General features: G+C 33.6%; 28 protein-coding genes and 1 tRNA gene. 9 read left to right on the top strand and 20 right to left on the bottom strand.

Features of this window, described 5'->3' with window-relative positions; all coding sequences use genetic code 11:
* Positions 1–14: 14 nt before the first annotated feature.
* From BD31_RS07670 to BD31_RS07650, 5 genes are all read right to left on the bottom strand, one after another.
* Positions 15–872, bottom strand: coding sequence for an HpcH/HpaI aldolase/citrate lyase family protein (locus tag BD31_RS07670; protein ID WP_008300801.1), 858 nt, complete (start codon positions 870–872; stop codon positions 15–17).
* A gap of 7 nt (positions 873–879) precedes the next feature.
* Complete coding sequence (locus tag BD31_RS07665) at positions 880–1,959, bottom strand: zinc-binding dehydrogenase (RefSeq protein ID WP_008300826.1); 1,080 nt, start codon at positions 1,957–1,959, stop codon at positions 880–882.
* Between the two features lie 40 nt (positions 1,960–1,999).
* Complete coding sequence (locus BD31_RS07660; protein ID WP_008300835.1) at positions 2,000–2,281, bottom strand: DNA-binding protein; 282 nt, start codon at positions 2,279–2,281, stop codon at positions 2,000–2,002.
* Positions 2,282–2,288: 7 nt separating this feature from the next.
* Positions 2,289–2,741, bottom strand: coding sequence for a 30S ribosomal protein S19e (locus BD31_RS07655; RefSeq protein ID WP_008300792.1), 453 nt, complete (start codon positions 2,739–2,741; stop codon positions 2,289–2,291).
* Positions 2,742–2,862: 121 nt separating this feature from the next.
* Positions 2,863–3,447, bottom strand: coding sequence for a hypothetical protein (locus tag BD31_RS07650; protein WP_238536101.1), 585 nt, complete (start codon positions 3,445–3,447; stop codon positions 2,863–2,865).
* Between the two features lie 36 nt (positions 3,448–3,483).
* Here BD31_RS07650 and BD31_RS07645 point away from each other — a divergent pair, with 36 nt between their 5' ends.
* Positions 3,484–4,542 (top strand): hypothetical protein, encoded by a 1,059-nt coding sequence (locus BD31_RS07645; protein ID WP_158641240.1) that lies wholly within the window; start codon positions 3,484–3,486, stop codon positions 4,540–4,542.
* Between the two features lie 126 nt (positions 4,543–4,668).
* Here BD31_RS07645 and BD31_RS07640 read toward each other — a convergent pair whose 3' ends face one another.
* Complete coding sequence (locus BD31_RS07640; protein ID WP_048097580.1) at positions 4,669–5,196, bottom strand: Lrp/AsnC ligand binding domain-containing protein; 528 nt, start codon at positions 5,194–5,196, stop codon at positions 4,669–4,671.
* 276 nt (positions 5,197–5,472) lie between these two features.
* On the opposite strand from BD31_RS07640, the gene BD31_RS07635 reads away from it, so the two are divergent.
* Entirely contained in the window at positions 5,473–5,787 is a 315-nt protein-coding gene (locus BD31_RS07635; RefSeq protein WP_008300843.1) for a winged helix-turn-helix domain-containing protein, read from the top strand.
* Here BD31_RS07635 and BD31_RS07630 read toward each other — a convergent pair whose 3' ends face one another.
* Positions 5,788–6,123 (bottom strand): hypothetical protein, encoded by a 336-nt coding sequence (locus BD31_RS07630; RefSeq protein ID WP_048097574.1) that lies wholly within the window; start codon positions 6,121–6,123, stop codon positions 5,788–5,790. It lies immediately after the preceding gene.
* Positions 6,124–6,440: 317 nt separating this feature from the next.
* Between BD31_RS07630 and BD31_RS07625 the strand changes: the two genes are divergently transcribed.
* Complete coding sequence (locus BD31_RS07625; RefSeq protein WP_048097573.1) at positions 6,441–6,632, top strand: hypothetical protein; 192 nt, start codon at positions 6,441–6,443, stop codon at positions 6,630–6,632.
* Between the two features lie 251 nt (positions 6,633–6,883).
* Positions 6,884–7,048, top strand: a complete 165-nt coding sequence (locus BD31_RS09860; RefSeq protein ID WP_008300781.1) for a DUF1059 domain-containing protein — start codon at positions 6,884–6,886, stop codon at positions 7,046–7,048.
* Between the two features lie 487 nt (positions 7,049–7,535).
* Here the strand turns inward: BD31_RS09860 and BD31_RS10370 are convergent, their stop codons facing one another.
* Complete coding sequence (locus tag BD31_RS10370) at positions 7,536–7,691, bottom strand: hypothetical protein (RefSeq protein ID WP_008300770.1); 156 nt, start codon at positions 7,689–7,691, stop codon at positions 7,536–7,538.
* Between the two features lie 83 nt (positions 7,692–7,774).
* On the opposite strand from BD31_RS10370, the gene BD31_RS07620 reads away from it, so the two are divergent.
* The 4 genes from BD31_RS07620 (at position 7,775) to BD31_RS07605 (ending at position 11,967) form a co-directional block, all read left to right on the top strand.
* Positions 7,775–8,254, top strand: coding sequence for a cupredoxin domain-containing protein (locus BD31_RS07620; RefSeq protein ID WP_048097579.1), 480 nt, complete (start codon positions 7,775–7,777; stop codon positions 8,252–8,254).
* Positions 8,255–8,379: 125 nt separating this feature from the next.
* Positions 8,380–10,176, top strand: a complete 1,797-nt coding sequence (locus BD31_RS07615; RefSeq protein ID WP_238536099.1) for a potassium transporter TrkG — start codon at positions 8,380–8,382, stop codon at positions 10,174–10,176.
* Between the two features lie 59 nt (positions 10,177–10,235).
* Positions 10,236–10,673, top strand: coding sequence for a hypothetical protein (locus BD31_RS07610; RefSeq protein WP_008300817.1), 438 nt, complete (start codon positions 10,236–10,238; stop codon positions 10,671–10,673).
* A gap of 58 nt (positions 10,674–10,731) precedes the next feature.
* Positions 10,732–11,967: an MFS transporter gene (locus BD31_RS07605; RefSeq protein WP_008300810.1), complete on the top strand. Its 1,236-nt coding sequence runs from the start codon at positions 10,732–10,734 to the stop codon at positions 11,965–11,967.
* Between the two features lie 2 nt (positions 11,968–11,969).
* Here BD31_RS07605 and BD31_RS07600 read toward each other — a convergent pair whose 3' ends face one another.
* The 9 genes from BD31_RS07600 to BD31_RS07565 form a co-directional block, all read right to left on the bottom strand.
* A complete protein-coding gene (locus BD31_RS07600; protein WP_193353393.1) occupies positions 11,970–12,236 on the bottom strand; it encodes a ribonuclease P protein component 4 in 267 nt (88 codons plus the stop codon).
* 87 nt (positions 12,237–12,323) lie between these two features.
* Positions 12,324–12,397, bottom strand: a tRNA-Gly gene (locus BD31_RS07595).
* Positions 12,398–12,419: 22 nt separating this feature from the next.
* Complete coding sequence (locus BD31_RS07590) at positions 12,420–13,088, bottom strand: Nep1 ribosome biogenesis protein (RefSeq protein ID WP_008300779.1); 669 nt, start codon at positions 13,086–13,088, stop codon at positions 12,420–12,422.
* Between the two features lies 1 nt (position 13,089).
* A complete protein-coding gene (locus tag BD31_RS07585) occupies positions 13,090–14,205 on the bottom strand; it encodes a hypothetical protein (protein WP_008300767.1) in 1,116 nt (371 codons plus the stop codon).
* Between the two features lie 231 nt (positions 14,206–14,436).
* Positions 14,437–17,088: an adenosylcobalamin-dependent ribonucleoside-diphosphate reductase gene (locus BD31_RS07580; protein WP_008300845.1), complete on the bottom strand. Its 2,652-nt coding sequence runs from the start codon at positions 17,086–17,088 to the stop codon at positions 14,437–14,439.
* 213 nt (positions 17,089–17,301) lie between these two features.
* Complete coding sequence (gene nrdD / locus BD31_RS07575) at positions 17,302–19,467, bottom strand: anaerobic ribonucleoside-triphosphate reductase (protein ID WP_008300848.1); 2,166 nt, start codon at positions 19,465–19,467, stop codon at positions 17,302–17,304.
* Positions 19,468–19,577: 110 nt separating this feature from the next.
* A complete protein-coding gene (locus BD31_RS10365) occupies positions 19,578–19,739 on the bottom strand; it encodes a hypothetical protein (RefSeq protein WP_008300812.1) in 162 nt (53 codons plus the stop codon).
* 70 nt (positions 19,740–19,809) lie between these two features.
* The gene (locus tag BD31_RS07570) at positions 19,810–20,175 is read right to left on the bottom strand and encodes a Zn-ribbon domain-containing OB-fold protein (RefSeq protein ID WP_008300803.1); all 366 of its coding nucleotides are present in this window, start codon (positions 20,173–20,175) and stop codon (positions 19,810–19,812) included.
* Position 20,176: 1 nt separating this feature from the next.
* Positions 20,177–21,340 (bottom strand): thiolase domain-containing protein, encoded by a 1,164-nt coding sequence (locus BD31_RS07565; RefSeq protein ID WP_008300832.1) that lies wholly within the window; start codon positions 21,338–21,340, stop codon positions 20,177–20,179.
* Positions 21,341–21,387: 47 nt separating this feature from the next.
* On the opposite strand from BD31_RS07565, the gene BD31_RS07560 reads away from it, so the two are divergent.
* Positions 21,388–21,855 carry a topoisomerase DNA-binding C4 zinc finger domain-containing protein gene (locus BD31_RS07560; RefSeq protein ID WP_008300794.1) on the top strand — a complete coding sequence of 156 codons (468 nt, stop codon included), beginning with the start codon at positions 21,388–21,390 and terminating at the stop codon, positions 21,853–21,855.
* Here BD31_RS07560 and BD31_RS07555 read toward each other — a convergent pair.
* The 3 genes from BD31_RS07555 to BD31_RS07545 form a co-directional block, all read right to left on the bottom strand.
* On the bottom strand, positions 21,839–22,645 hold the full coding sequence (locus tag BD31_RS07555; RefSeq protein ID WP_048097576.1) for a carbon-nitrogen hydrolase family protein: 807 nt from the start codon (positions 22,643–22,645) through the stop codon (positions 21,839–21,841). The genes BD31_RS07560 and BD31_RS07555 overlap by 17 nt on opposite strands.
* A 166-nt stretch (positions 22,646–22,811) precedes the next feature.
* Complete coding sequence (locus BD31_RS07550) at positions 22,812–22,988, bottom strand: tautomerase family protein (protein WP_008300807.1); 177 nt, start codon at positions 22,986–22,988, stop codon at positions 22,812–22,814.
* A gap of 33 nt (positions 22,989–23,021) precedes the next feature.
* Complete coding sequence (locus BD31_RS07545) at positions 23,022–23,798, bottom strand: rhomboid family intramembrane serine protease (RefSeq protein WP_008300820.1); 777 nt, start codon at positions 23,796–23,798, stop codon at positions 23,022–23,024.
* Positions 23,799–23,856: the final 58 nt, after the last annotated feature.

The following is a 23,856-nucleotide window of genomic DNA, read 5'->3' as shown; positions in this document are numbered from 1 at the left end:
TAACTACAGGAAATTTAGGAGTTTATAAGCTCAAGAAGTGCTTTTGCTTGTTTGAAATGTACCTCATCAATCATTTTTCCATCAACGGTAGTAGCTCCTTTGCCCTTCTTTGTAGATTCAAGATATGTTTTGCATACTTTTTCAGCCCACATTATTTCACTTTTGTTGGGATGAAATAATCTATGAACGACAGGAATTTGATCAGGATGTATGATACTTTTCCCAGAATACCCTAAACTTTTCCCAATTTTACAATCCTGTTCCAATCCTTTAGTATCTTTAAGATCCTGCCAAATAGCATCAATCACGGCAACACCGGCAGCATGTCCATCAACTGGAATTTTTCTTCTTGAATACTTGGCTCCCTCAGAATCTTTTGTATATTCAACTCCTAAATCATTTAGTAGATCAAAAACACCAAAAACTATCGCAGAGACTCTTTTTCCAAAAGATGCAATGCTAAATGTGTTAACTACACCTTCTGCAGATTCAATGGAGGGAATAATTTGAATTGTTTTAAGTTTTCTGGTTTTTTCTAATCCAGATAAAATTTTTTCAATTTGTTTTAATTCTTTAATGTTATTTACTTTGGGAATCACAATTCCGTCAATACCTTTTTGAACTATTTCTTTAAGATCAGATGGGATTTTCCCAGATGCAGGTGAATTTGTACGAACAAAAATTGAAGATTCATAGGATTTACGGGATTTTAATGCAGATTTGATTAGTTTTCTAGCATTTGCTTTTTCATTATCTGGAACAGAGTCTTCCAAATCAAAACAAACAATGTCAGCTTGTAGCTTTTTTGCTTTTTCAAGAAATCTGGAATTATTTCCAGGAACAAAAATAAGGCTACGGAAAAGCTGAGTCATTAAATGACTAAGCGCCCTCTGGTTTTAGTAAGATTTTACCAAAGAGACCTTTTCCAGTTAACATCTTTGTATGAGCCTCTGCAGCTTGTTCAAATGTGTATGTTGAATCAATAGCTGCTTTGATTTTACCTTGACCCATCCAATAGAGACCTTGTTCTAATTCAGCTTTAGTTCCTTGTGTTGAACCTAAGATGTTAGTTCCTTTAAAGAATACATGTCTTAGATCAGTTTGTGCATTGTATCCAGTTGTTGCACCACATGAAACAAGTGTTGCACCATATTTTAGTAAGGTCAGTTGTTTGTTCCAGTGTGTTTCACCAATATGATCAAATGATACATCGATTCCTGGTGCTTCGCCTTTCTTCTTTGCAAGTTCTTTTGAGATTGCTCTAACTTCTTTGTGCCAATCTTCTTTTCTATGATCTACTGCAAAATCGGCACCAAGTTCAAGACATTTGTCTAATTTGTCTGGACTTGCAGTTGCAATTACATCACAGTTGTAAAGTTTAGCAATTTGAATACCAAAACTACCTACTCCTGAACCACCACCCATGATTAAGACGGTTTGCCCTGGTGTGATTTTGGCTCTACCAACTAACATGTGCCAAGATGTTAACAAAGTCATAGATGCAGCAGCTGCTTCATCGTATGAAACTCCTTCTGGAATTTGTGCAATGTTAACTTCTGGCAGGTGAGTTATTTCTTGAAAAGCTCCCCAAGTTGGACCAGTTTGGAATCCCCAAATGATTCTATTAATACAATCAAATTCTCTACCGTCAGTACAAGCTTTGCAAACTCTACATGACATGTTAGAATGAGAAACTACTCTGTCTCCAACTTTGATATTTTTAACATCTTCACCAACTGCAATTACATCACCTGCAGCATCTGAACCTGAGACATGTGGTAATGGAACAGGAACTGGTTGACCTCTCATTCCCCATATATCATTATAATTTAGAGCAGCAGCTTTAACTTTGAAAACTACTTCATCGGATTTTGGTTTTGGATCATCTATATCCTGGACTTTGAGGATTTTAGCAAAATTATCATCTGGTGCATATTCATTGTATACAACGGCTTTCATGCATTAACCGACATTTTTCCCATAATTAAATTTTTTTGGATTATATTCGATTTATCTTAAATTCGCGTTTTGGCTGCTGAGTAGAGAGCAATATTTGCTTTAATTGTTCATCGTTGATCTGACCAGGAATTTTTCCTTGGGTTGCCATTCCGATCAGATATTGCTCAACAAGCTCAGATAATTCTGGCTTTACCATTTTGATATTGTTTAATCTTAGCCTTGCTTCAGGAGTAAGAATTTGTTTTAGAATTTGTTCTTTTTGTGCTGCAAGTTCATGATTAGAATTCTGCTGAGAGTGTTCGTTAGATTCTGGAAAACTCATTTCAAATCTATCGATATATTTTCAATTCTGGCTTTTCAGTAATTAGTTCTTTGAGAATATCTGTTGCTAATCTATCTAGTTTTTGCATTCCTTGTTTAGAAATGATACGGCCTTTCTTCTCAACTTTTTCTAGATAACCTAGTTTTTCTAATCCTTGAATAGCATTACGGATAATTGCGCCACCAGCGTCTTTGTGATGGGCTGCACCATATCCAGATGGTTTACCACCACCATAATCATTTCTTAATGCGTTAATTCCAATTGGGCCATTAAGGTAAATTTTTCTCATAATTGAAGCACATCTAGTATGCCACCAATCTCTATCTTGTGGTGGTTTATCTGCATGAGCTCCAGTTTTTACAAATGGAATCCAAGAAGGTGCAGGGATATCTTCATTCTTTAGAATACTTGCTAATCTTCCTATCAATACATCTGCGGGTACATCGTATACCTTTGCCATGAAGTGAAAAAATCGATAATCGTCTTATAAATCATTGAGGTATTGTGTTAGTTTGTTCAACATATTTCAGCGTAAAAATCTTAGATCGGACTCCATTGTTCTTAAAAAAACATTTTTTGTATCAATCTTTTTGATAAACAGCATATATGCCCCCAATAGCATATGACGCTGCAATAAAAAGTCGTGACACTAAAACAGCAATATCTTGATTCTCTAGAAGAAATGAAGAGTCAATCCCAAAAGCAGGCAAAATTAAAGCAAGCGATATTACTCCAACTAAAAGCTGTTCTTTATTATTTAATCCGCTGAATTTATTCATAAAAATAAAAGTTGAGATATTTCCCAACCCGATTCCTAAGAGTAACAAATATTGTGAGAATTCTGGAAAAAATGCAATTAATGAAAAAGGCATAGCCCAACAAACACCATTTATGATTTTGATTTGCAATGGCCACTTTGTACTATTTTTCATTCTTTGACGTATTAAGGAAAAAACCAGTTTGAATTTACGAAATTGTAAACCAAAAATTAAACCAGAAATAATTATCCATATCAGTACATAATAGTACAATGGCACATCATTTCGAAATGCTATTTCACTTACAATTGAGCCACTAGAAACTAAAATAGCAATATTTATGAAAAAAATTCCAAAAGCATGTCTAATTTGTAATATTGAAGACGTCATGGTTAAAATTTGACGCATGGACATTTAAATTGAAAGAGATCAATGAAAAAACAATTGAACATTAGAATTTTTACAATATTATTAATAATTACTCTAGTTTCAATTAGCACTTCTTTTAACTCAATGGCGTTTGCTCATTTTGATCATTTACCACACAATAATGGTGGGGGGGATCAAATAGGAAGATATTATGTAAATCAAGCATTAGAACCAGAATATGCAAAACCTGGTGAACCAACACACATAGAATTTAGCATACAGGATGACGATGGTAATGATGTACAAAATGTTGAAACTGCAGTTGAGATTTATGATGCCATTACAGGTCAAAGAATAGAACTTTTTCCTTGGGAATTTCATCCTACTGGGGATTTTGAGGTTCACTATACTTTTGAAAAAAAAGGAAATTACCTTCTTGTCATAAGTTTAGCTGATGAGGGTTCATCACAAGAACATGTAATTCCTCCAAGGAGTATTTTATCAAGTAGTTACAATTGTGATTGTGAACGAGTAGTTTTCAATATTTCAATTACTCCCAACATTGGAACAGTTTGGGATTCAGTTATGTCAGCAGGAATATTGTTACCATTAATAGTATTTGGTTCAGTTTTGTCAATGCATTTTTTGAACTTAAGAAAGAATCAAAATCAACCCAAAAATCCAGAGGTAATAAAATACCTAATTGTATTTTTAGCAGTAGCAGGAGGTATAATTCATCTAGGTGTTTATGCAGATCATGGAAGTTTGAGATTAGAATATAGTGTGTTTTTGCTTGCAGCAGCAGCTACTCAGGTTGCTTTCGGTACATTCTATGTATTAATGACAGTAGTACAGCCAATTACAAAATCTAGACAGTCAGTGCTTTCATATTATAACAAAACTGTCATACTAAATATTATTGGATTTGTTGGTACTGCCGTTTTGTTAGGATTGTATCTGTATGTAGTAATTTTTCCTCCACCATTATCTCCAGACAATAAACCTGAAGAATTGGAATTGGATGGAATATTTTCAAAATCCGTAGAATTTGCTACAGTGATAGGAATTATTTATCTTATGCAATATGAGAAAAAGAAGAAGAATGTATTGCTCAATAGCATCCCTAGTAAATAAAGTGATTTTATTGAATAAAACTCATAGAGTATTGTGTTAGTTTGTTAACTTATTTCAGCGTAAAAATCTTAGAACAGTGTATGTTTTTCTTAAAATCAAGTATAATCTGATTGGATTTTTCAATAATTAGGATTCTTGTTCATTAATTACATTCAATGTCATACTGGTTTTAATATGAGGCAGTGCACGTATGGCTTTAGTAATTACATTTTCTAGTGTTTTATCATCAGACGCATCCACCTTACAAATAACATCATAAAATCCAAAAACGACATCTGCCTCCTTTACTTCAGGTATGTGACTGAGATTTTTCAATGTTGGGTATTCTTCTCCTTTATCGCAATGAATCACCACATATGCTTGGGCGTTATTTTGTCCCAACATCATTCCAATTAGTTTTTCTGATGTTTGAAAAAGTTCACCTGATTCTGAACGGGTTAGAGTCACAGTAGAGTGAATTTTTGGCATTTTACGAATAACACCAGTTACAATCTCCTGAAGATCTTTGTCAGATGAAGATTCTATTTGTATAACAAGATCATAAAGGCCAAGTGTGCCATGAGCTTCTCTCACACAATTAATTTTTTTTAGCGACGCAATTATCTCCTTTTCTGAACCTAAATCACAGTTCATCATGACATATGCTTTAGCCATTTTCAATGAGCTTGATTTTCACGTTTGGGTTTTGAATGTGCTTTTATCATGTGTTTTTTGGTCCTTTCAGGATCAGTAAACTCCATTTCACATATTTTACATTTATTTGAAAACGTTGTTTCTCTTTTTAAAAGACTTTTCACCATACTTTTGTTAAAAGAAAACCTTGATTTCATACAAAAATTTGAAATTTGATATTATAAGGAGTTGCTTAACATTGTTAATGAAACATAGATTCCCATAATAGTTAAAGTAGTATCAGTATCAATAGGCATAATGACAGATACCAAAAAATATCGTGATAGAATATACATCGTCAAAGATATTATTCTGACTCTTTCAGAATACGGTCAGCTTAATCAAACAGCATTATTCAGTTTTTGTGGGTTAAACATTACAAAACATAAACAGATTCTAGATAATCTAGAACAAAATGAAATGATACAAAGAATAGAAACAGTTGATGGAAAAAGAACCATCACAATCTTCAAGGTTACCCAAAAAGGAATGGAATTTTGTCATGAAATATTGGAGCCTTTTGAAAAATTGTTTCCAAGGAGTGGCAGATCCAGTTCATTAAATCCTGAATGATTATTCTTCGTCTAGATGGTATTTTGAGGTAATGTCTCTATCCAAGTCTTCACGTTTCTTCAGATAGCTACAATATCTTTTGTTCCAGGTATTGAGAGATCTAAATTGCTGAATTCCTGCTACTAACCAAATTCCAGAAGTTACTAAAACTACTGTCAATAGAATCGTCAATAACAATGCAAATTCAGATTCATTTTCAATTAAATGGAGAAATTTTGGGTGTGTTAGTAAGTATAATGAAATTCCAATAGCAAGGGGTGCCAAAATGATGGCAGAAAATGAAACTCCCAACATCAATCCTTTCAGTTGCTGGATTTTCTCAATAAAGAGATCCATTGAACTTAGAATGTTATTGTGATTATCTGACAAATTCCACCTCATCATTATTCAAATAATTTGGTTGTATATATTCTGGATAAATTTTAGGGGAAATAAGACCATAATGTTTACAAACATTCATTCCTATTCGTTCATCTCAGTGTAGTATTTAGCAAATACTTAACATTGTTAATTCAGTTTTATTAAAAATCAGTTGTAATAATTCGTATGAATAAAAAAGAAGAGATGGATGATGAAAATATTGCAGATAAAAGAAATGAAGACTGGTGGCGATTAGAAAAATCTCAGATAGGTAGGAGGAAGTATTGCTAGATATGACTTTTTGTTGTAAAGGTGTTTGTGATACATTTCATGAAAAACCATTATCAAATATTGCACGCTATGAAGCTGGACAAAAAAGATGTACATTATGTTCAATGTTTTTTGAAACGACAAATCTTCGATGTCCATGTTGTGGTGCGCGTCTAAGAACAAAATCTAGAAACAAAAAACATTCGTGGAACTGAACTCAGATTAACAATGTTAAGCGATTGCTAAATATCAACAAAATAAATTATAATTAATGCAGAAGCAAAGTAACTCCAAAAGGATGAACAGTGCTACGCTATCGGCTGTTCAATGTCCTAGTTTTCGTTTTCTGCCTCTAGATCGGCATATTTCCTGACTGTTGCTTCTGCATTATTCTTTTTATGATGACTTGAATGGTAGTTAACATTGTTAATTGAAGTATATTACTATCAAATTCTCTAGAAAAGAGTTGGCAAAATTAAATTGTAAGGATTATGGATTTGAATGTGATTTTGTAGTAGAAGGCGATTTGGAGAAAGTGATAGAACAATTTGGATTGCATACTGAAGAAGTACACGGTATTGATTACTCAAAAGAAGCGCTAATGCAGATTATTATGAGAAAAACCCGTTGATCATATTTCTAGAATAAATTTAACATAGTATTTTTTCACCTGTATTTCACTTAAGGGAATCATAATAGAATTGACCAAAAATTTCAATGAATCTCAATGTTCTAATTGGTCGGAGCATTCTGTTGAGCAAACATCATCACACCAATGTTCAAACTCTTTTCTACATACAATACATTTTTTCATATAGGACATATACATTTGATTTTTAATAAAATTGAATTAACAATGTTAAGTGATTGCTAAATATCAAATAATTTCTTAATGAGTAATGTAGAGGTCATTGTAGCTAAAATAATGTAATTCCTAGAATTCATACTACCCCCAACTGTATTACTAGGTTTGATTTCCATCAAAAAATATTCCAATATGGACATTATTTTGACTTCTACATTACACTAATCCAAGTCAAAAATAGGAATTCATGTTATTAATTCATGAAATATTTTATCACGTATAATTTTGATCAGAATATCATGGTGAATGATTGCTAGTCATCAGTTCTAAATGACCACTTCAATTCGCCTTCCTCTTTTACAAACAAATCCGGAGATGTTTTGCTGTGAGTATTTTTGATATGAGACATATAATTGACAAGAGAAAGAAAGTCTTGATTACATATTGGACAAGTTTTGCTAAATCCCATGGATATTATATCAAAATATTCCTTTTAGTGGTTCCTTAACAATGTTAATTATTGTATATATTCATGAAAATTCTTTTTGTCCTGTGAATAAGAAAAAATCTTCCAAAATAACCAGATCAAGTATCATTTCAGTCAGTATTATTGCAGGAGTTATAATTTTGATAGGTGGTATAGCACTGAATTCATTTCATCCTGTAAATTCAGAGAGTTTTGTTTTTGCTCCTACAACGAACTTATTCCTAAAAGCAGTAAAATCTTCCCAAGGAAACTATCATTATCAAACTACTAAAGGAGGTAAATCGCTATCGTCTACAGAAGGAACATCACCATCACTTACAGTATCAAAAGGTAACATCATTCAGATTCATTTGATCAATGAAGAGAAAAACCAACCCAATAATCCCTCAAAGCATAATCTTAACATTGATGAATTTAATGTTCATATTAAAGATCTTGATTATTTTCAAACTGATGAAGTCGCATTTTTGGCAGACAAAACAGGTACATTTGATTACTATTGTTCAATTCATCCAGATATGAAGGGCACTATTACTGTCAGTTAAAATTAATTATTTCTAAATGATCGTGTTTTGATGTCTATGTCTTTTACAATTATTGAACTTCAAGATAACATAATATTCAGTATTCACAAATAGATTATATTGACACTGGTGGATTGAACAAAAAATTGTCTAATCAAAATATTCAAGAGAAATCCAATCTAAACAGAAAAGTTTCTCAATACATGTCTGTAAATTTACTTATCCTAGATGAATTAATCAAACTGCCTTTAGCTTGTAAATTGATGAATGAGAAACACAAAGATGAGATTATTGTACGAGATAAAACAGGAAAGCTTACAGGTATTGTAACTGATGAAGATATTCTAAAAAACATTGGGGAATCTCACATACGATCAAGTAGAACAACATTAGGTGATATTATGCAATTTCCTTTGATAGGTGTAAAACATAACGAGTCATTAGAGAAGGCATTAGACGTAATGATAGAAAAAAAGATACGAAAATTGGTTGTTTATTCGGATAATGATGAAATAATTGGAATGATCTACTATGATGTTATTCAGGATATTGTCCATCCGATAATTGTCAATTCAAAGCATCCAATTTTTAGAAGCATATTATGGAATTTAGCAACAATATTACAATTTGCAGGGGTCTTGATGATTATTCCATCTTTCTTGTCTACATTATTAGGTGAAACTGATGTGGCAACTGGAATCTTCTTAATGTCTACAACATTATTGATTTCGGGATTTTTACTCAATTCCTACGGAGAACGTAATAATTTGGGATTAAGAGGCATGGCGATTCTTGTTTTTTCAAGTTTTATAATACTTGTATTATTTGGCACTATTCCGTATCTTTATCTAAATCCATATCATTCCCAATCTTTTGTGGATCTTTTTTCAAATAGTTTTTTTTCAAGCACTGCAGGTTTCACAACTGCAGGAATTTCATTATTTGCAAAACCTGAAACTCTTCCTCAGAGTTTTACATTTTTCAGAGGATTCTCGCAGTTTGTAGGAGGATTGAGTTTTATCTATTTGATAATGACCGCATTTTATCCAGAAAAAAAACTAAATTCGATGAGAGGCTTTATCTCAGGTGAAATCCCTAAACTACGTGAACTTTTCAGTACAATTACAATAGTATTTACAATATATGCCCTAATAATTGCAGGTTTTTTGTTTTATTTTGGGGAGAGAAATTTTATTGATGATGTTTCTATTGCAATGAGCACTTTATCTACTGGTGGGTTTGTTCCAAATTCAGATATTCTTTCTACTCTTACTCCTCCTGAATACATTATTTTGTTTGTTGGAATGATTTTAGGTTCTCTTCCTTTTGGATTTCATTATGGATTTATTAGAACAAAATTTCTCTCAATTAAAATCACAAAGGAAGTAGGAGTTTACTTTATAGTATTAATTACAGGAATTGTTTTGTTTATTCCTTTTATGAATTCTTCAATACTTGATTCTGCGTTTACAGTCATTTCAACAAGTACTACTACTGGTTTTCAGGTAATAGATCTTGGGACATTGAATCAATCTCAAATGATTCTTTTGACATTTCTCATGATTATTGGTGGATGTGGATTTTCGACAGCTGGGGGATTAAAGATATTTCGACTAATTCATCTCTTCAATATTAAAAAATTTATTAGAAAATCAAAAACATTAACAGAGAATAACAAAAAAGAGATAATTACATCTCTAATCTTACTTTTATTACTCCCATCTATTCCGTTTGTAGTTGCTTTACATTTGTCTAGTTTGGGAAATGATTTTTATGATTCATATTTTGAAGCAATAGGCGCAATAACCACTGCAGGGATAGGAACTGGTATTATCAATATTGATCTAGACGCATTCACAAAGATTCTGGTAAGTTTTCTAATGATTTTAGGCAGACTGGAGGTTTTAGTATTAATCTACATATTTTTACCAAAATTAATGTAATTAGCAGCAATTAACATTGTTAATTATTCTCTAAATACTACATCACCATATTTTACAATATGGAAACTGAGACAAGAGTTCTTACCAAAGATGAACCTAAAAATGAGGAAAAATCAAAAATTTCAATATGTGATTTAACAAAAAACAATACATCCGAGATTCTGCAAAAAATGGAATATCAATTACCAGTTTACCTTCAGGGATATACAGATCTGTTCACCAAATATCTTCATTCATTTAATACCACATTTGGAACATGTAGAATTTCAGAGAAACAATTCTTTGACAGACTTGGAATTAATCATCAAGTTATGGAAGAAATTGCTGAATATTGGAACTTTGCTAAAAATCTAACAATAATCCAAATAGAAACTTGTTCTAAATTTGTTCAAGACTATATTGATTTTAGAATATCAACAATTGATTCATTGGATAAATCCATGACGTCTGCACTTGAATACTATTCAAAAGCCCTATCTGAATTTAATAAAAAATGACATTTAACAACTAACACCATATACAGATATACAAAATAAAACATAGCAATTCACAGCTTTGAATCTTTCACTACTAGATTGGCTTACCAAGGATGGTAAACTACTTCTTACTGCAAGAATGGTAAGAGCATTCTCCTACGGATTTTTGAGCATAGTTCTTGCCATTTATCTAAAACAAATTGGTTTTGATGATATTCTAATTGGAGTAATCCTGTCAGTTACCTTGTTAAACAGTGTATTTTTTACTTTGTTTGCAAGTTTTTATGCAGATAGATTTGGAAGGAAAAAAATTCTAGTAATTTATGCAGTTTTGATGTCTATAGCAGGTGCAATTTTTCTAGTCACTGACAATTATATTGCATTAATCATAGCTGCATTAATTGGCACAATTAATGTAACCGGTTCTGAAACTGGTGCATTTCTGTCTTTAGAACAAGCAATATTGCCACAAACAGTCAAAAAAATCCAAAAAAGAAACACACTTTTTGCATTTTATAATATGGGTGGAACATTTGCAATGTCTACGGGTATTTTACTATCTGGAGTGCCACAATTACTCCAAGAATCTGGATGGTCACAAATTGAATCATTTAAGCCTCTATTTGCTGCATATATCATTGCAGGGTTGATTGTGGCCTTGTTGTATATTTTTTTGAGTAAAGATATTGAGGTAAAAAATAGAATTAATCCTAAAATGTCTTCTATAAAACAACTGTCACCAAAATCAAGATCTATTGTAGCAAAATTATCTGGATTGTTCTCACTTGATTCATTTGCAGGTGGGTTTGTAATTCAAAGCATTATTTCATTTTGGTTTTTTACAAGATTTGGTATTGAGTTAACAACCATTTCATTGATTTTTGCAGTAGCAGGTGTTCTAACTGCATTTTCATATATTCTGGCTACTAGAATTGCAGATAAAATTGGGTTGATCAATACTATGGTATTCACTCACATTCCTGCAAACATTTTGTTAATTTTGCTAGCATTTGCACCTACATTCCCAATTGCGTTAGGGCTTCATCTTGCAAGAATGACTTTATCTCAAATGGATGTTCCAACCAGACAGTCTTACATTGTTGCAGTTGTAGATGAAAATGAAAGAACTGCTGCTGCTGGAATTACTAATACTTCAAGAAATGTTACACAGGCAATTAGTCCATCAATTGCAGGTTTGGTAATTCAATCATTATGGCTATCAGCTCCATTTGTTATCGGTGGATTGCTAAAGATTACGTATGACCTAGGAGTGTACTTTAATTTTAGAAAAGTAAAGCCTCCTGAAGAAAAGTGAGATTATTTAGGTATAATTTTTCGGTAAGTATGTCCACATAGATTACAAGAAATTCTAATGGACTTGATAGATGCCCTGCCTATACGAATTCTTGAATTGATTCCAGGTGCGATAAAGGATTTGCATTTTTTGCAAAAAACCATCCTAAGATCAAAAGGCATCCTAATTTTATATCTGGTACTTATTCTGCGAGCAAGAAATGCTTGTCGTTGAGAAAGTTCAGGATCAATCCTGGCATTAGTAATTGCATTATCAATGAGAATCTGCATTCTCTCTAGTGCAATTTTTCTGATTGCAGGTTTCACAATAATCTCTTAAACTACACCTAAAAATTGGTTCTTATAACAATGAAAGAATGCAGTCAGCGGGATTCGAACCCGCGTCACAGGGTTGGAAACCCCGAATACTAACCAGGCTATACTATGACTGCAATAGAATGCAAATTTAATTTCCTACATAAAAATGGTTTTTTCGTACTCGTAGAGGATTCTAGCAACTACAACATGGCCTTCAAATGATTCATCTCCCACAGAACATAGTTCAGTTATTTTGTTTTGAATTGAATCAGAAAAATGTCCTTTTTGAAATCCTCCTAGTACAATACATGTATTGTCTGAAATTTTCTCCGCAATTTTTTCATATGAACTCAAAGCCCCTTTTTTGGAAAACCCTATTACTTTTGACGGATTGATTTCATCTAAAAGTTCTGAAAAAGTTTTGTTATGAATTTCTAGTAATAATTCATCATCAGCTTTGATTTTTTTTTCTTGATATAATTTTTCAATTACACCTTCAAATCTATGATAGGATTTTGGAATATGTACATTTTGACCAAAGGAAATTACTTTATCATCTATTGTATGAACATAAAATTTCATTTTATTTTGAAAGTATAATGGAATGGTGGTAGCTTCAAGGATTGAAAAGTGGACCAAGTCTGGTCTTCCTCTTTTTAATTCATTTTCAATTCCTTTCATAGCTGCAAAATGCCATGAATTGTCAAGTAAAATTTCAGAGGGATGTTTGCCAAGTTTCTTTGCATGTGAAACTACTGAGGGATGATCTTCTAACTCATATGGAACCAACTCTAATGCAGCTTCAGATAAAATTACAGAAATCATTTTAGTTTAACATTTGAACTTGGTTCTTAAATTCATTCCAGGCAGATTTTAGAACACCATCATTATTTATCAATCCTGCATTGCAAACATATTGATTCAATCTTTCAATCACATGTTCGCTGCTTCCAAAACCAGATCCGCCTACAGTTAATTTTTCATTACCTATCTCTTGCTGCTCAAATACGCATGTTCCTTCAGGCTTGTCATACTGCCTATACCAAGTAAAAAATTCGAATTTGGATTCATTTTCAGTATAAAATTCAAAGGATTTTTCTAAAAATTCTGTTTGTGCTGAATCACTTCCTCCAACATAGTCAGATGTGCTCCAACTGATTTCAAAAATTCCAATTTTTTTATTGCTTACTAAATCAAATATTTGTCTTAGGTCATCTATTGCCTGCTGTGGAGTTTTTACAATATCATTTAGACTGTCGACTGGTGAATAAGAAAATGCAACAAAATCACCAACAGACAAATCAGACACAATATTTTGTAGATTTTTATTTAAAACATTATGTAACGCAAATGAATTTCCAATTTTTACGTTGGGATGTTTTTCTTTGATTTTATCATAAACACCATTGAAGAGTTCTTTATACACAGGAATATTTTGTTCATAGAATCTAAATTGAGATTCTGTTTGACCAGAAAGGATTACAGTATCCACTATATCATACCTAGATAGTATCGCATCAAGTACACTTACTACTCTATCTTCGCCAATAGCATTAAGTGATGGCTTTCCAATCCAATCAGGGAAAGGTCCAAGTGTCTCTCCATTAATAAGAGAAAAATAAAGAGTAACTTTGAGATTATTTTTTTTGTTAAAGCTCATTAATGCGTCTGATTGTTTCCAATCATATTCTCCACGTACTGGTTCTACTAAATTCCAAAAAAGATAGACGTTGCTTCTACCAATTCCAGTCTCTGATGCTTGGGAATAAATTTGATCCAAATCCTGTAAGGTTGTAGCTTGATTTGGTGAATTAATTACAAGACCAATTTTTTCATTAGTTTTTTGAGTAAAGATTTCTGAATTTGGTAAACTTACAATTGTTGCAATAATTAGAATTATAATAATAGCACTTACACTAATACCTAAAATTTTTTTATTCATATGAAGATATTCAAAAGTTAGTCTAAAAAAGTTATGATTCAGGTGATCGAAAAATATGCGAAGTGCCTTTATTAGAGTAAATTATAGGATTTGTTATTAGGATAAATGGTTAGTGGCTCCGTTACCATGGATTAGTCTACAACCGGACTGGTTAAGTCCTTAACACGTAGACCTTTACCACTAACCAGTTATCAAGTATACTTGATAACTATGATTTTCGAATGCTATTTTCTATCCCGAAGTACAACCACTATATCCACATTCGATGCAGATACTACAACCTTCTACAAAGACTAGATTGTTTTTACATGTTGGACATAGACGATCTTCGGAAACTTCTTCATGTTTTTGAGTTTCCATAGAGATTTCTTCGTCATGGAATTTTAATGCAAGTGATGCATTTACTTGAGATTTGATGTATGGGTTTGTAATTTTTGAGAGAACAATCTCAGTCATGTACGCACTTGGTGCTACATCAAATATTTTTTTTGCATTTTCACTAGTCATGTGAAGAACTTGTTTGTGTCTTGAACCGTCACGATAAACAGTCATTCCTTTTAGTCCTAGTTCATGTGCAAGCAGATATGCAGATTTTACATCCTCTGCTGTTACATCATATGGCATGTTGATTGTTTTTGCAATTGCGTTTCCAATCCAGTCTTGCCATACGCCTTGGGCCATAAGGTGATCAGCCCAGTGAATATCCATTGCTGTAACAAAGACATCTTGCATCCATTGTGGAATTTCTTCAATTCCTTTCAATGAACCATAATTGTCTGCGATTTTTGCAAGAATTTCATCTGTGTAAAGACCATTTTCTTTTAGGGCTTCTTCGAAAATTTTGTTCGAGTAGAAGAATCTTCCAACAGTAACCCTTTTCTCAAATACAAGAGCAAATGCAGGTTCCATTCCGTTTGAACAGTCTGCAATCATAGAGAGTGTTCCGGTTGGAGCTACTGTAGTAGTCAAGACATTTCTAATACCGTGCTTTTGGATTTTCTCAATTAGTGGATCCCATTCATAGGAGTGAGATTCTTTTGGTTTCTCATAATAGCCAGCTATTGGAATTTTTCCTTCAGGGTATTCTGTCTTTGAACAAAGTGGAAACTCACCGCGAGATTTTGCAAGTGCAACACTTTCTTCCATTGAATAGTATGTTAGGGCTTCAGAGAGCTTGGATTGTAATTCATATCCTTCTTTGGAATTGTATGGAATTCTTAATCTGTATAAGAGATCAGCTACTCCCATTACTCCAAGTCCAATTCTTCTAGACTCTTTTGATGCTACATTGATTTCTGGAACAGGATAGTTGTTTACATCAATGATGTTATCCAAGAATCTTGTTGCCTTTCTAATTGTCTCTTCATATCTTTGCCAATCAAATTCATAAGTTCCATCTGCTTGTCTTTTAACAAGATTTACCAAGTTGATTGATCCTAGATTGCAGGATTCGTATGGATAGAGGCTTTGTTCACCACATGGGTTTGTTGCTCTTAGTGGGGCTTGTCTTGCTTTGGCAAATACATTGTACTTGTTAATTTGATCAAAGAAGATCAATCCAGGCTCTGCGCTCTTCCATGCAGATAATGCAATAAGATCAATTAGTTGGTGTGCATTGATTTCTTTAACTGGTTTTTTGTCACGGGGACTGCGTAAAACATAGTTACCATCTTCAGTGTTAACTAGTGCATTCCAAAAGTCTTCCCAGATACCCACGCTTACGTTAAAGTTTTCCAAAACTCCTGGTTCTGTCTTGTTTGTAATGAACTTCTCAACATCAGGGTGCCATGCTTCAATAATTCCCATGTTTGCACCACGTCTTTTTCCACCTTGTTTTACAACTTCTGTAACGGTATTGATGATATTCATGAAAGATACTGGACCAGAGGCAACACCAGAAGTGGATGCCACGATGTCACCTTCCTCACGAAGATTAGAATAGTTGATTCCAACCCCTCCTCCAGACTTGAAGATTAATGCTGCATCAGAAGTAGATTTCATGATTTGTTCCATTCCATCTTCCATTCCAAGTACAAAGCATGCTGATAGCTGTCCCAATCTTCCACCTGCATTCATCATTGTTGGTGAATTTGGCAGAAAGTCTTGAGCAACCATCATTTCAAAGTATTCAGAAATTTTGTCTGCATAGCTATCAAGTTTCTTTGCTGCTAGCAAAGTCAGAAGATCTTTGAAGCTTACCTTCATCTGACCTTTGTTTGCTAGTGTCACATAGTGACTGATCAAAGATCTAAAATGCCATTTGTTGAAGAAATAATCTCCTACTTTGAATTTATAATCAAATGCATCTAGTTTTTCAAGATAAGATTCTGCTTCATCAATATCTTGTTTAGTATTTCCTGATTTATCAAATACTTGAGAATCATACAGGATGTCACCAATTCCTACTAGAATTGCGACTCTCTCAAACATTTGAGTCGGAGATTCAATTATCTCACTTTTGGAATTTCTGAAAAGATATCTTGAGGCTAGAACCCTTAGACAATTCAAATCAAACTTTTTGGAGACTGGATCTAATGCCTTTAGATTCAGGACATTCATTTTTTGATCTCTTAATTTTCTTCTCTCATGTCTGTAAACTATGTATGCTTTTGCAATATCGCTATTTCCGCTATCGATTAAAGTTGACTCTACAATATCTTGAATATCTTCAACTGTAGGTGCTCTAGAGCTTGTAAATCCTTGCTCTACCAGCTTGTTAACAACATTTGCTGCTAGTTGATCGGCTACGCCACGGTCGGCTTTAGAGGTGGCAGCCAATGCCCTGTAAATGGCATTTGAAATTTTATCTTTATTGAAAGCCGTGACTGCGCCACTGCGCTTACGGATCTCAGTGATAGTATTTTCTAGTTGTGAATTATCCATTATAATCTCCTCGATGAAGGTAAGAATAATGTGGATATAACTTGTGTGCTCGAAAAGTTTTGATCTTGACCCGTTAATGTGTCAATTTTTTTAACACCGGTACTATGAACTTCATACTGGCATAACTTTGATCATAACTGCGATGATCGCGATATCTGAAACTGATCAAAAAGTTTGCAAAAATGATCGTAACTAGTTTTTCATTTACGGATTTCAGACAACATATGGTGACTTGCACTTTGGACACTTGTCTTCAAATGGTTCATCTTTGAAACCACACTCACCACATATCGGAGTATTCCTGACAGGTTTGAATGAAGGCGTAAGTTCTGATGCCTTTTCGATTGCTTTTTTGATTTCATCAGCCTTGGCATTTTTGTCAATTTCTAATGTTACAAGTAAACCACCATTTAGTAATTTTGAAAGTTTGTTAGATTCAAGAATAGGCTCACTTTTATTCGTAAAAGTAGAAATTTCAGAGGCTTTGATTACTATTCCCTGAGAATAAGAGTCTCCATCCATTGAATTAAGTGCAGAATTCTTACCATACTTCTCACCATCTAGGTTTGCAAAGCGAGTAGAGGCTTCAGTTTCGGTCATGGAAATGGCTACTGTGTCACCCAATTCTTTGCCTTTTTTGGCACCAACATCAACTGCAGTTTCAATTACTTTGTGAAGAATGTCACGTCCTTCTTTGTTGTCTTTGAATCCAAGTATGTTAAACACTGATTCCTTTAGTCCAACCAAGTTTACAACTAGAGAAACAGAACTTCTTTGCATGTATTGAGTATTCTTTGCAAGAATTGGATTGAGTCCTCTCCTAGTAAGATCGGAGATCTCTTTCTTTCTTAATGCCATTGAAGCCAATGCAGGTTTCATTAACAATGCAAGTCTTGCTCTAAAGTAAGTTTCATCTTTGTTTGATTCAAATGCAAGTCTTGGAAGATTAATAGAAACAGACTCTAAATTGATCGAGAGTGGACCAGTAGTCTTTGTAGATCCATTTGTAACACCATAACTTGATGTTTGACCTTTTGCAAACATTACTTTTCCACCAAGTAAAAGTATTTCAGATACTAATTCAGATACATCTGTTATCTTTCCTTTATCTGCATCTATTATCAAACCGATTTTTGGGATTGGAGTTATCTTTGTATAATTTTTGTATGCGTTAATAATTGAATTAATTATTTTTGTATCAGTTCCTAATTGTAATCTAATTGAAATATTCGTACTTGTTTTATTGTATTTTGAGGTTGTGGACGCAGTTGCAAAGGCATCAGATAGTTTTTGTTCAAGCTCCGGTAGTGATTTTGAATATTTTGTAAACAATGGAACTAATCCATCAAGTACAATTTCTTTTGAAGCCTCTTTTGAAAGAAGAGCAATTACAACAGAAAGTGAACTCGTAACATCATCAAGTTGTTTTGATGCAGGTATTCTTGATACATCAAGATATTTTCCACCAAGATCAATTCCATCTTCAATAAGCTCTTTAACATTTACAAATATTGTATCAGGAATCATGGACCAGATTCCAGGATGGGTAATGTGTAGATCTCCAGAAAGATGAGAATCAGCAACATCTTTTGGCAAGATGTTTGTAAGTAGGTGTTCAGCAAACACTCTTTGTCCAGTGTTAAACAGTAAGCCTTCAGCGCCATTATCGACATTATCTAGGTTAGAAATCATCTCCTGAACATCAAAAACAGGCAGACCTAGGCGTGCAAGTTTATTGCGATATTCCTCATGACCATGTTCTAAAAGAACAGAATTGACCATTTCTCTGATTAATGAGCCTGTTAGATAGGTAGTCTGATATTTGTAAATTCTATTTTCAACTTCTTCGGTGATTTTTTGTGCAAGTTCTAATGGAAGACTTCCTTCACGAACTAGTGATTGAATGATTTTATGAGAATTAAATTCCTCAATTGATTCATGTGATGTTCTAACATACATTTTGCCACTTTCAATAATTGATCTTTCCTCAATCTGTCTTGCCAAACTTAAAACAAGTTTTCCAAGGTTTGTGATTGTATAACGTCTTTCAGATTTGTTTAGTGCAACAAGTGATTGTCTAAGTAATTTTCTCAAGTGATATGCAAATTTACCACTTTCTTTTTTTGATTTGAAACCAGCTAGGGACTTTAATTCAGAATAAGTTAGAGGTCCTTTGGAGTTTAAGATTCGAAGGATATCAATTCTATTGGGACTTGCCATGACAGAAAAGATCATTCTGACACGTTTTGATGTGGATTGTAATATACCACCTCGTTTTGGATCCGAGTCGGAATCTAAGTCAGCATCTAAATCAGCGTCAAGATCTGAATCTAAGTCAGCATCAAGATCTAATTCTAATTCCTCATCACTTAATTTCATAAGTCTTCATAAAATTAAGGAGTAAATAAGACTTATGACTGAAAAAATTATTACAGATTTTGATCAATTTATTAAAAATCTAAATAATATTATCAAAAGATCTTTTTAGATCAGTTTTCTTGAACATCAAGTGAAAACTCTGATGTAGAAAGTTTTTGTCCGCAAGATGGACATTTCCCGTTGGTGGGATTCATGACATCTTTTAGAGATTTCAGCATTTTCATATTTGTTATTTTTTCACCACATTTACCACATGTAATTTCTACTGACATGAAGATGATCAGATATACAAAATAATTAAGAATCGATTTTGATTTTTTTTAATAATTCAAGCAAATAATTTTACTGCTTTTCAATGATGATTCCGCGTTCGTCAAAACCAGTTATTTTTGCCCTAGTTCCAACTGGAAGATCAGATGGGGTAGCAATTCCTGCCATAAATCCAGAGATTCTCAAATCGGAATTGTCCAATTTTAGCACTACAAAGGCATACGGGGTATATTTTTCAAAGCCTGCAGGAGCCACAGTAATAATGGTATAAGTGGCAATTGCGCCTGTACCTTCTAAAAGAACGTCCTCAAATCCTTTGCTGCCACATTTTAAGCAGTAATATGCCGTAGATAAATGAAGAAATCCACAGTCCGTACACTTGTGAGTTAGAAGTTTACCATGTTTAGCATTTTCAATTACTTGTTCTTCAATAGACATTTTACACACTCTGAAATACATGTACAGCGCAACTTGCACCAGTTGCACCAAAGTTATGAGTTAAACCAATTTTTGCATCCTTGACAGTTCTTGCACCAGCTTTTCCGGTTAATTGATCAAATACTTCTACTACTTGTCCAACCCCAGTAGCTCCAATTGGATGTCCTTTTGATTTAAGACCACCTGACGGATTAATAGAAATATCAGAGTTCAAACTTGTTCTCCCTTCACGAACTGCTTGAACACCCTTTCCTTTTTCAAAAAATCCCAAGTCTTCAGTATCAACTACTTCTGCAATTGTAAAGCAGTCATGTACTTCTGCAAAGTCTACGTCTTTTGCAGTAATACCTGCCATCTTGTATGCATCAGCAGCTGCAAGTTTTGTACTTGGAATTGTTGTCATGTGTTCACGTCCTTGTAATGCAGCCGGTGAACCGCCACGACCTGAACCAATTACTTCAATATAATCACCGCCGTGCTCTTTTGCAAATTTTTCAGAACATAAAATTACAGAACTTGCTCCATCTGAAAATGGACAGCAATCATAAAGTTTTAGCGGACTTGCAACAACTGGAGACTTCATTACATCGTCAATCGTAATTTTTTTCTGCATGTGAGCTTTTGGATTTAATGCACCGTTATCATGATTTTTTACTGCAACTCTTGCAAAGTCTTCTTCAGTTGTATTAAACTCTGTCATGTAAGCTCTTGCCATGGATGCAAATAATCCTGGAAACGATGCACCAGCTTGACCTTCATAGAAAAAGTCTGAACAATATGCAAAGTAAGTTGTAGTCCATTCTGTTCCTGTATGTGTTACTTTTTCAACACCAGTAACAAGAAGACAATCATAAAATCCTGCTGCTACATTAGCAAAAGCTTCTCTAAAAGATACAGAGCCGCTTCCACATGCAGACTCTATTGTTAGTGATGGTTTATCTGGAATTCCTAATCTGCTCATTAAGACAGGACCTATATGCACTTGTTTGTCTGCAACTCCAAAAACATTTGAAATGTAGGATGCTTTGATATCTTTTGGTCCAATTCCTGCACTTTCAATGGCTGCAACGGAAGCCTGAGTAGTAATATCAGCAATACTATCGGCTAATTTTCCATATTTGGTGCTACCTGCGCCAAGAACACAAACCTTTTCCACAAATGTCACTGACCCCAATCCCTATAAAAATTGTTTTAGTAAATTCATCATAGAAAATGCCATCAAAAAAAACGGTTTCTAGAACAGTTCAGATCAAAAAGCCCATTGTAAGACATGTAGTAAAAACTACAAAGTCAAGAACTAGTATCTTCAAAAAAGAGATAGTTCAATATTTAGACAGTAATGGATTTCTATCTTGGTCCTCAAAAGAGAAGAAATACATCATTCTTGGAACAAATTCTCCTAAAAAAGGGCTTGTGCAATGTCCTGAATGTAAACTAGGGGAATTGATGGTGATTAGATCAAGAACTACTCGAAAACGTTTCATGGGATGCTCAAATTTCTACGGAGGATGCAAAGCATCATCACCATTATTACAAAAAGCAAGATTGAGAGCAACTAAAATGCCATGTGATGTATGTAAATGGCCAATGGTGATTTTTCGTTATTCAAGAAATCAGAAATGGACAAAGCAATGCTCAAACTTTAATTGTAAAAGTAGAGAAACTAAACCTTCAAAGTAGGATAGATATCAGTTCTTCGGTTTTTGAGCAATGGTAGAACTTTGCGAGTTTGTTTTACTTTATTCAAATCAATATCGACAAAACTTATTCCTTGCTTCTTTTTCATATCAAGTAAGATTTTTCCGTATGGACTAACTACTAAACTTCTTCCGCAGTAAATATTTCCAACTTGATCAGGTGCAATTACATAGCATCCGTTTTCAATTGCTCTTGTTTTATTGATTGTAATCCAGTGTTCTTCCTTCATGTTTCCTTTAACCCAAGCAGATGGTGCAATCAGAATTTCAGCGCCTGCAACTGCAAGTGATCTTGACATTTCTGGAAATCTCAAGTCATAACAAATCATCATTCCAATTTTTCCAATTGATGTGTTTACAGGCTTTGAAATTTTGGAGCCTGAAGCCATTTTATCAGATTCTTTGAATCCCAGTGCATCATATAGATGAATTTTTCTGTACGTAGAGATTACTTTGCCTGATTTATCAATGACAAATGACGTATCATACACACGATCTTTTTTTCTGCTTGTTTCATAAAATGAGCCTACAACTTGAATATGATTTTCTTTTGCAGCATTTGCAATTGTGGTTATAAAATTCCCGTTGATTGTTTCAGCTAAATTTGCAAGTTGTCTTGAAGTTTGAGAAGAATTTGTGTAGAACATCATAAATTCTGGAAATGCACATAGTGTTGCATTCTTTGATGCTGCCTTTGAAATGTATGAAAGAATTTTTTTGAGATTATCTTCTTTCTTAGTTGACGCTTTGAATTGAACAACTGCAACTTTCATAAAATTGATTAATTGAATCACAATAAAAGGATAAACTCTTGGTACAATCATGAAATGAACCATTTTCTTATTATGTAAATTAAGTGAAATGAAATTAAACCGATCATAGTGTGTATGTCAACCCTTGACTGGGGGGATTTATCCAGTCAAATACTTTTAAAAATAATTAAAGTTGGTTTCCAGCCAAAAACCAATTTTCTTTAGGATTGTCTTCAAAAACAACAATTACATGATTCTCTTTTGTTTTTAGAATCTCTACAGCTGATTTTGTTATTGCTTTTGCATATTCGTCTTTTTGTTCCTGTGTTCTTCCAGGATACATTGACACTGTAATCAACGGCATGAAAATTTCAAATAGATTCAGTGATTTATGCGTTCAATAATCTGGTCTGTATCCATATCTGGTACCATACATAAATTCAGAACTGTGTGTTTTTTTGTACAAGTAACCGGTTGCTAGACCTACAACAAATCCACCAATATGAGCAAGATATGCTACACTGTCACCTGCAATACCGAATCCCCCAATGAAATATGGAAGTAAATTTTGAAAGATTAACCAGAAAGGTAAGAACCATTTTGCTTTGATATGCATCATTCTCCAAATGAATCCCATCATCAGAAAAGTCTGAATTCTTGCTCTTGGGAAAATTACCAAGTAAGCCCCCAATACTCCAGAAATTGCACCTGATGCACCAACAGCAGGAATCACACTGCTTGTATCACCAGCAATGTGGATCAATCCAGCAGCAACTCCCCACATTAGATAAATTCCAAGATATTTCATTTTGCCAAATTTTTGTTCAATGTTATCACCAAATATCCACAAAAACAACATGTTTCCTCCAAGATGCATCAAACCGCCATGCAGGAAAATTGAACTTAGTAGAGAAAAATATGGTTCTGGAGGACAAGAAATACTCTGAGGACCTGAACCGAAATCTATGTTCAGGACACTTGCACCAGTTACACAGTTTGGAACAGCACCCCAATTGTAAAATAAACTAAAAGTGCTTTGATTAGTAAATTCAAAGAACTGACCAGTGTATGCTACTTCAATAAAAAATACAATTACATTGATTATGATTAATGCATAAGTTACAGTTGGTTTGAATCCTGGAGGATGTGGATTTTCATCTCTTAATGGTAGCATTAGTAATTTAGCTTGATTAAAAATTGTATAATAAGATTATTCAATTTGTATGATACCC

The organism is Candidatus Nitrosopumilus salarius BD31 (assembly GCF_000242875.2).
GTDB lineage: Archaea > Thermoproteota > Nitrososphaeria > Nitrososphaerales > Nitrosopumilaceae > Nitrosopumilus > Nitrosopumilus salarius.
Note: the sequence above shows the minus strand (reverse complement) of the source record. Positions and strands in the feature narration are given on the sequence as shown.

Coding starts and splice junctions, on each gene's coding strand:
- BD31_RS10365 (WP_008300812.1), bottom strand. CDS start 19,739: ATGTCAGTAGAAATTACATGTGGTAAATGTGGTGAAAAAATAACAAAT.
- BD31_RS07610 (WP_008300817.1), top strand. CDS start 10,236: ATGGAAACTGAGACAAGAGTTCTTACCAAAGATGAACCTAAAAATGAG.
- BD31_RS07635 (WP_008300843.1), top strand. CDS start 5,473: ATGACAGATACCAAAAAATATCGTGATAGAATATACATCGTCAAAGAT.
- BD31_RS07630 (WP_048097574.1), bottom strand. CDS start 6,123: ATGGATCTCTTTATTGAGAAAATCCAGCAACTGAAAGGATTGATGTTG.
- BD31_RS07590 (WP_008300779.1), bottom strand. CDS start 13,088: ATGATTTCTGTAATTTTATCTGAAGCTGCATTAGAGTTGGTTCCATAT.
- BD31_RS07660 (WP_008300835.1), bottom strand. CDS start 2,281: ATGAGTTTTCCAGAATCTAACGAACACTCTCAGCAGAATTCTAATCAT.
- BD31_RS07640 (WP_048097580.1), bottom strand. CDS start 5,196: ATGGCTAAAGCATATGTCATGATGAACTGTGATTTAGGTTCAGAAAAG.
- BD31_RS07585 (WP_008300767.1), bottom strand. CDS start 14,205: ATGAATAAAAAAATTTTAGGTATTAGTGTAAGTGCTATTATTATAATT.
- BD31_RS07650 (WP_238536101.1), bottom strand. CDS start 3,447: ATGCGTCAAATTTTAACCATGACGTCTTCAATATTACAAATTAGACAT.
- BD31_RS07655 (WP_008300792.1), bottom strand. CDS start 2,741: ATGGCAAAGGTATACGATGTACCCGCAGATGTATTGATAGGAAGATTA.
- BD31_RS07550 (WP_008300807.1), bottom strand. CDS start 22,988: ATGCCGTTGATTACAGTGTCAATGTATCCTGGAAGAACACAGGAACAA.
- BD31_RS07670 (WP_008300801.1), bottom strand. CDS start 872: ATGACTCAGCTTTTCCGTAGCCTTATTTTTGTTCCTGGAAATAATTCC.
- BD31_RS10370 (WP_008300770.1), bottom strand. CDS start 7,691: ATGGGATTTAGCAAAACTTGTCCAATATGTAATCAAGACTTTCTTTCT.
- BD31_RS07570 (WP_008300803.1), bottom strand. CDS start 20,175: ATGTCTATTGAAGAACAAGTAATTGAAAATGCTAAACATGGTAAACTT.
- BD31_RS07555 (WP_048097576.1), bottom strand. CDS start 22,645: ATGAAAGTTGCAGTTGTTCAATTCAAAGCGTCAACTAAGAAAGAAGAT.
- BD31_RS07600 (WP_193353393.1), bottom strand. CDS start 12,236: ATGCAGATTCTCATTGATAATGCAATTACTAATGCCAGGATTGATCCT.
- BD31_RS07625 (WP_048097573.1), top strand. CDS start 6,441: ATGACTTTTTGTTGTAAAGGTGTTTGTGATACATTTCATGAAAAACCA.
- BD31_RS07560 (WP_008300794.1), top strand. CDS start 21,388: ATGCCATCAAAAAAAACGGTTTCTAGAACAGTTCAGATCAAAAAGCCC.
- BD31_RS07545 (WP_008300820.1), bottom strand. CDS start 23,798: ATGCTACCATTAAGAGATGAAAATCCACATCCTCCAGGATTCAAACCA.
- BD31_RS07580 (WP_008300845.1), bottom strand. CDS start 17,088: ATGGATAATTCACAACTAGAAAATACTATCACTGAGATCCGTAAGCGC.
- BD31_RS07665 (WP_008300826.1), bottom strand. CDS start 1,959: ATGAAAGCCGTTGTATACAATGAATATGCACCAGATGATAATTTTGCT.
- nrdD (WP_008300848.1), bottom strand. CDS start 19,467: ATGAAATTAAGTGATGAGGAATTAGAATTAGATCTTGATGCTGACTTA.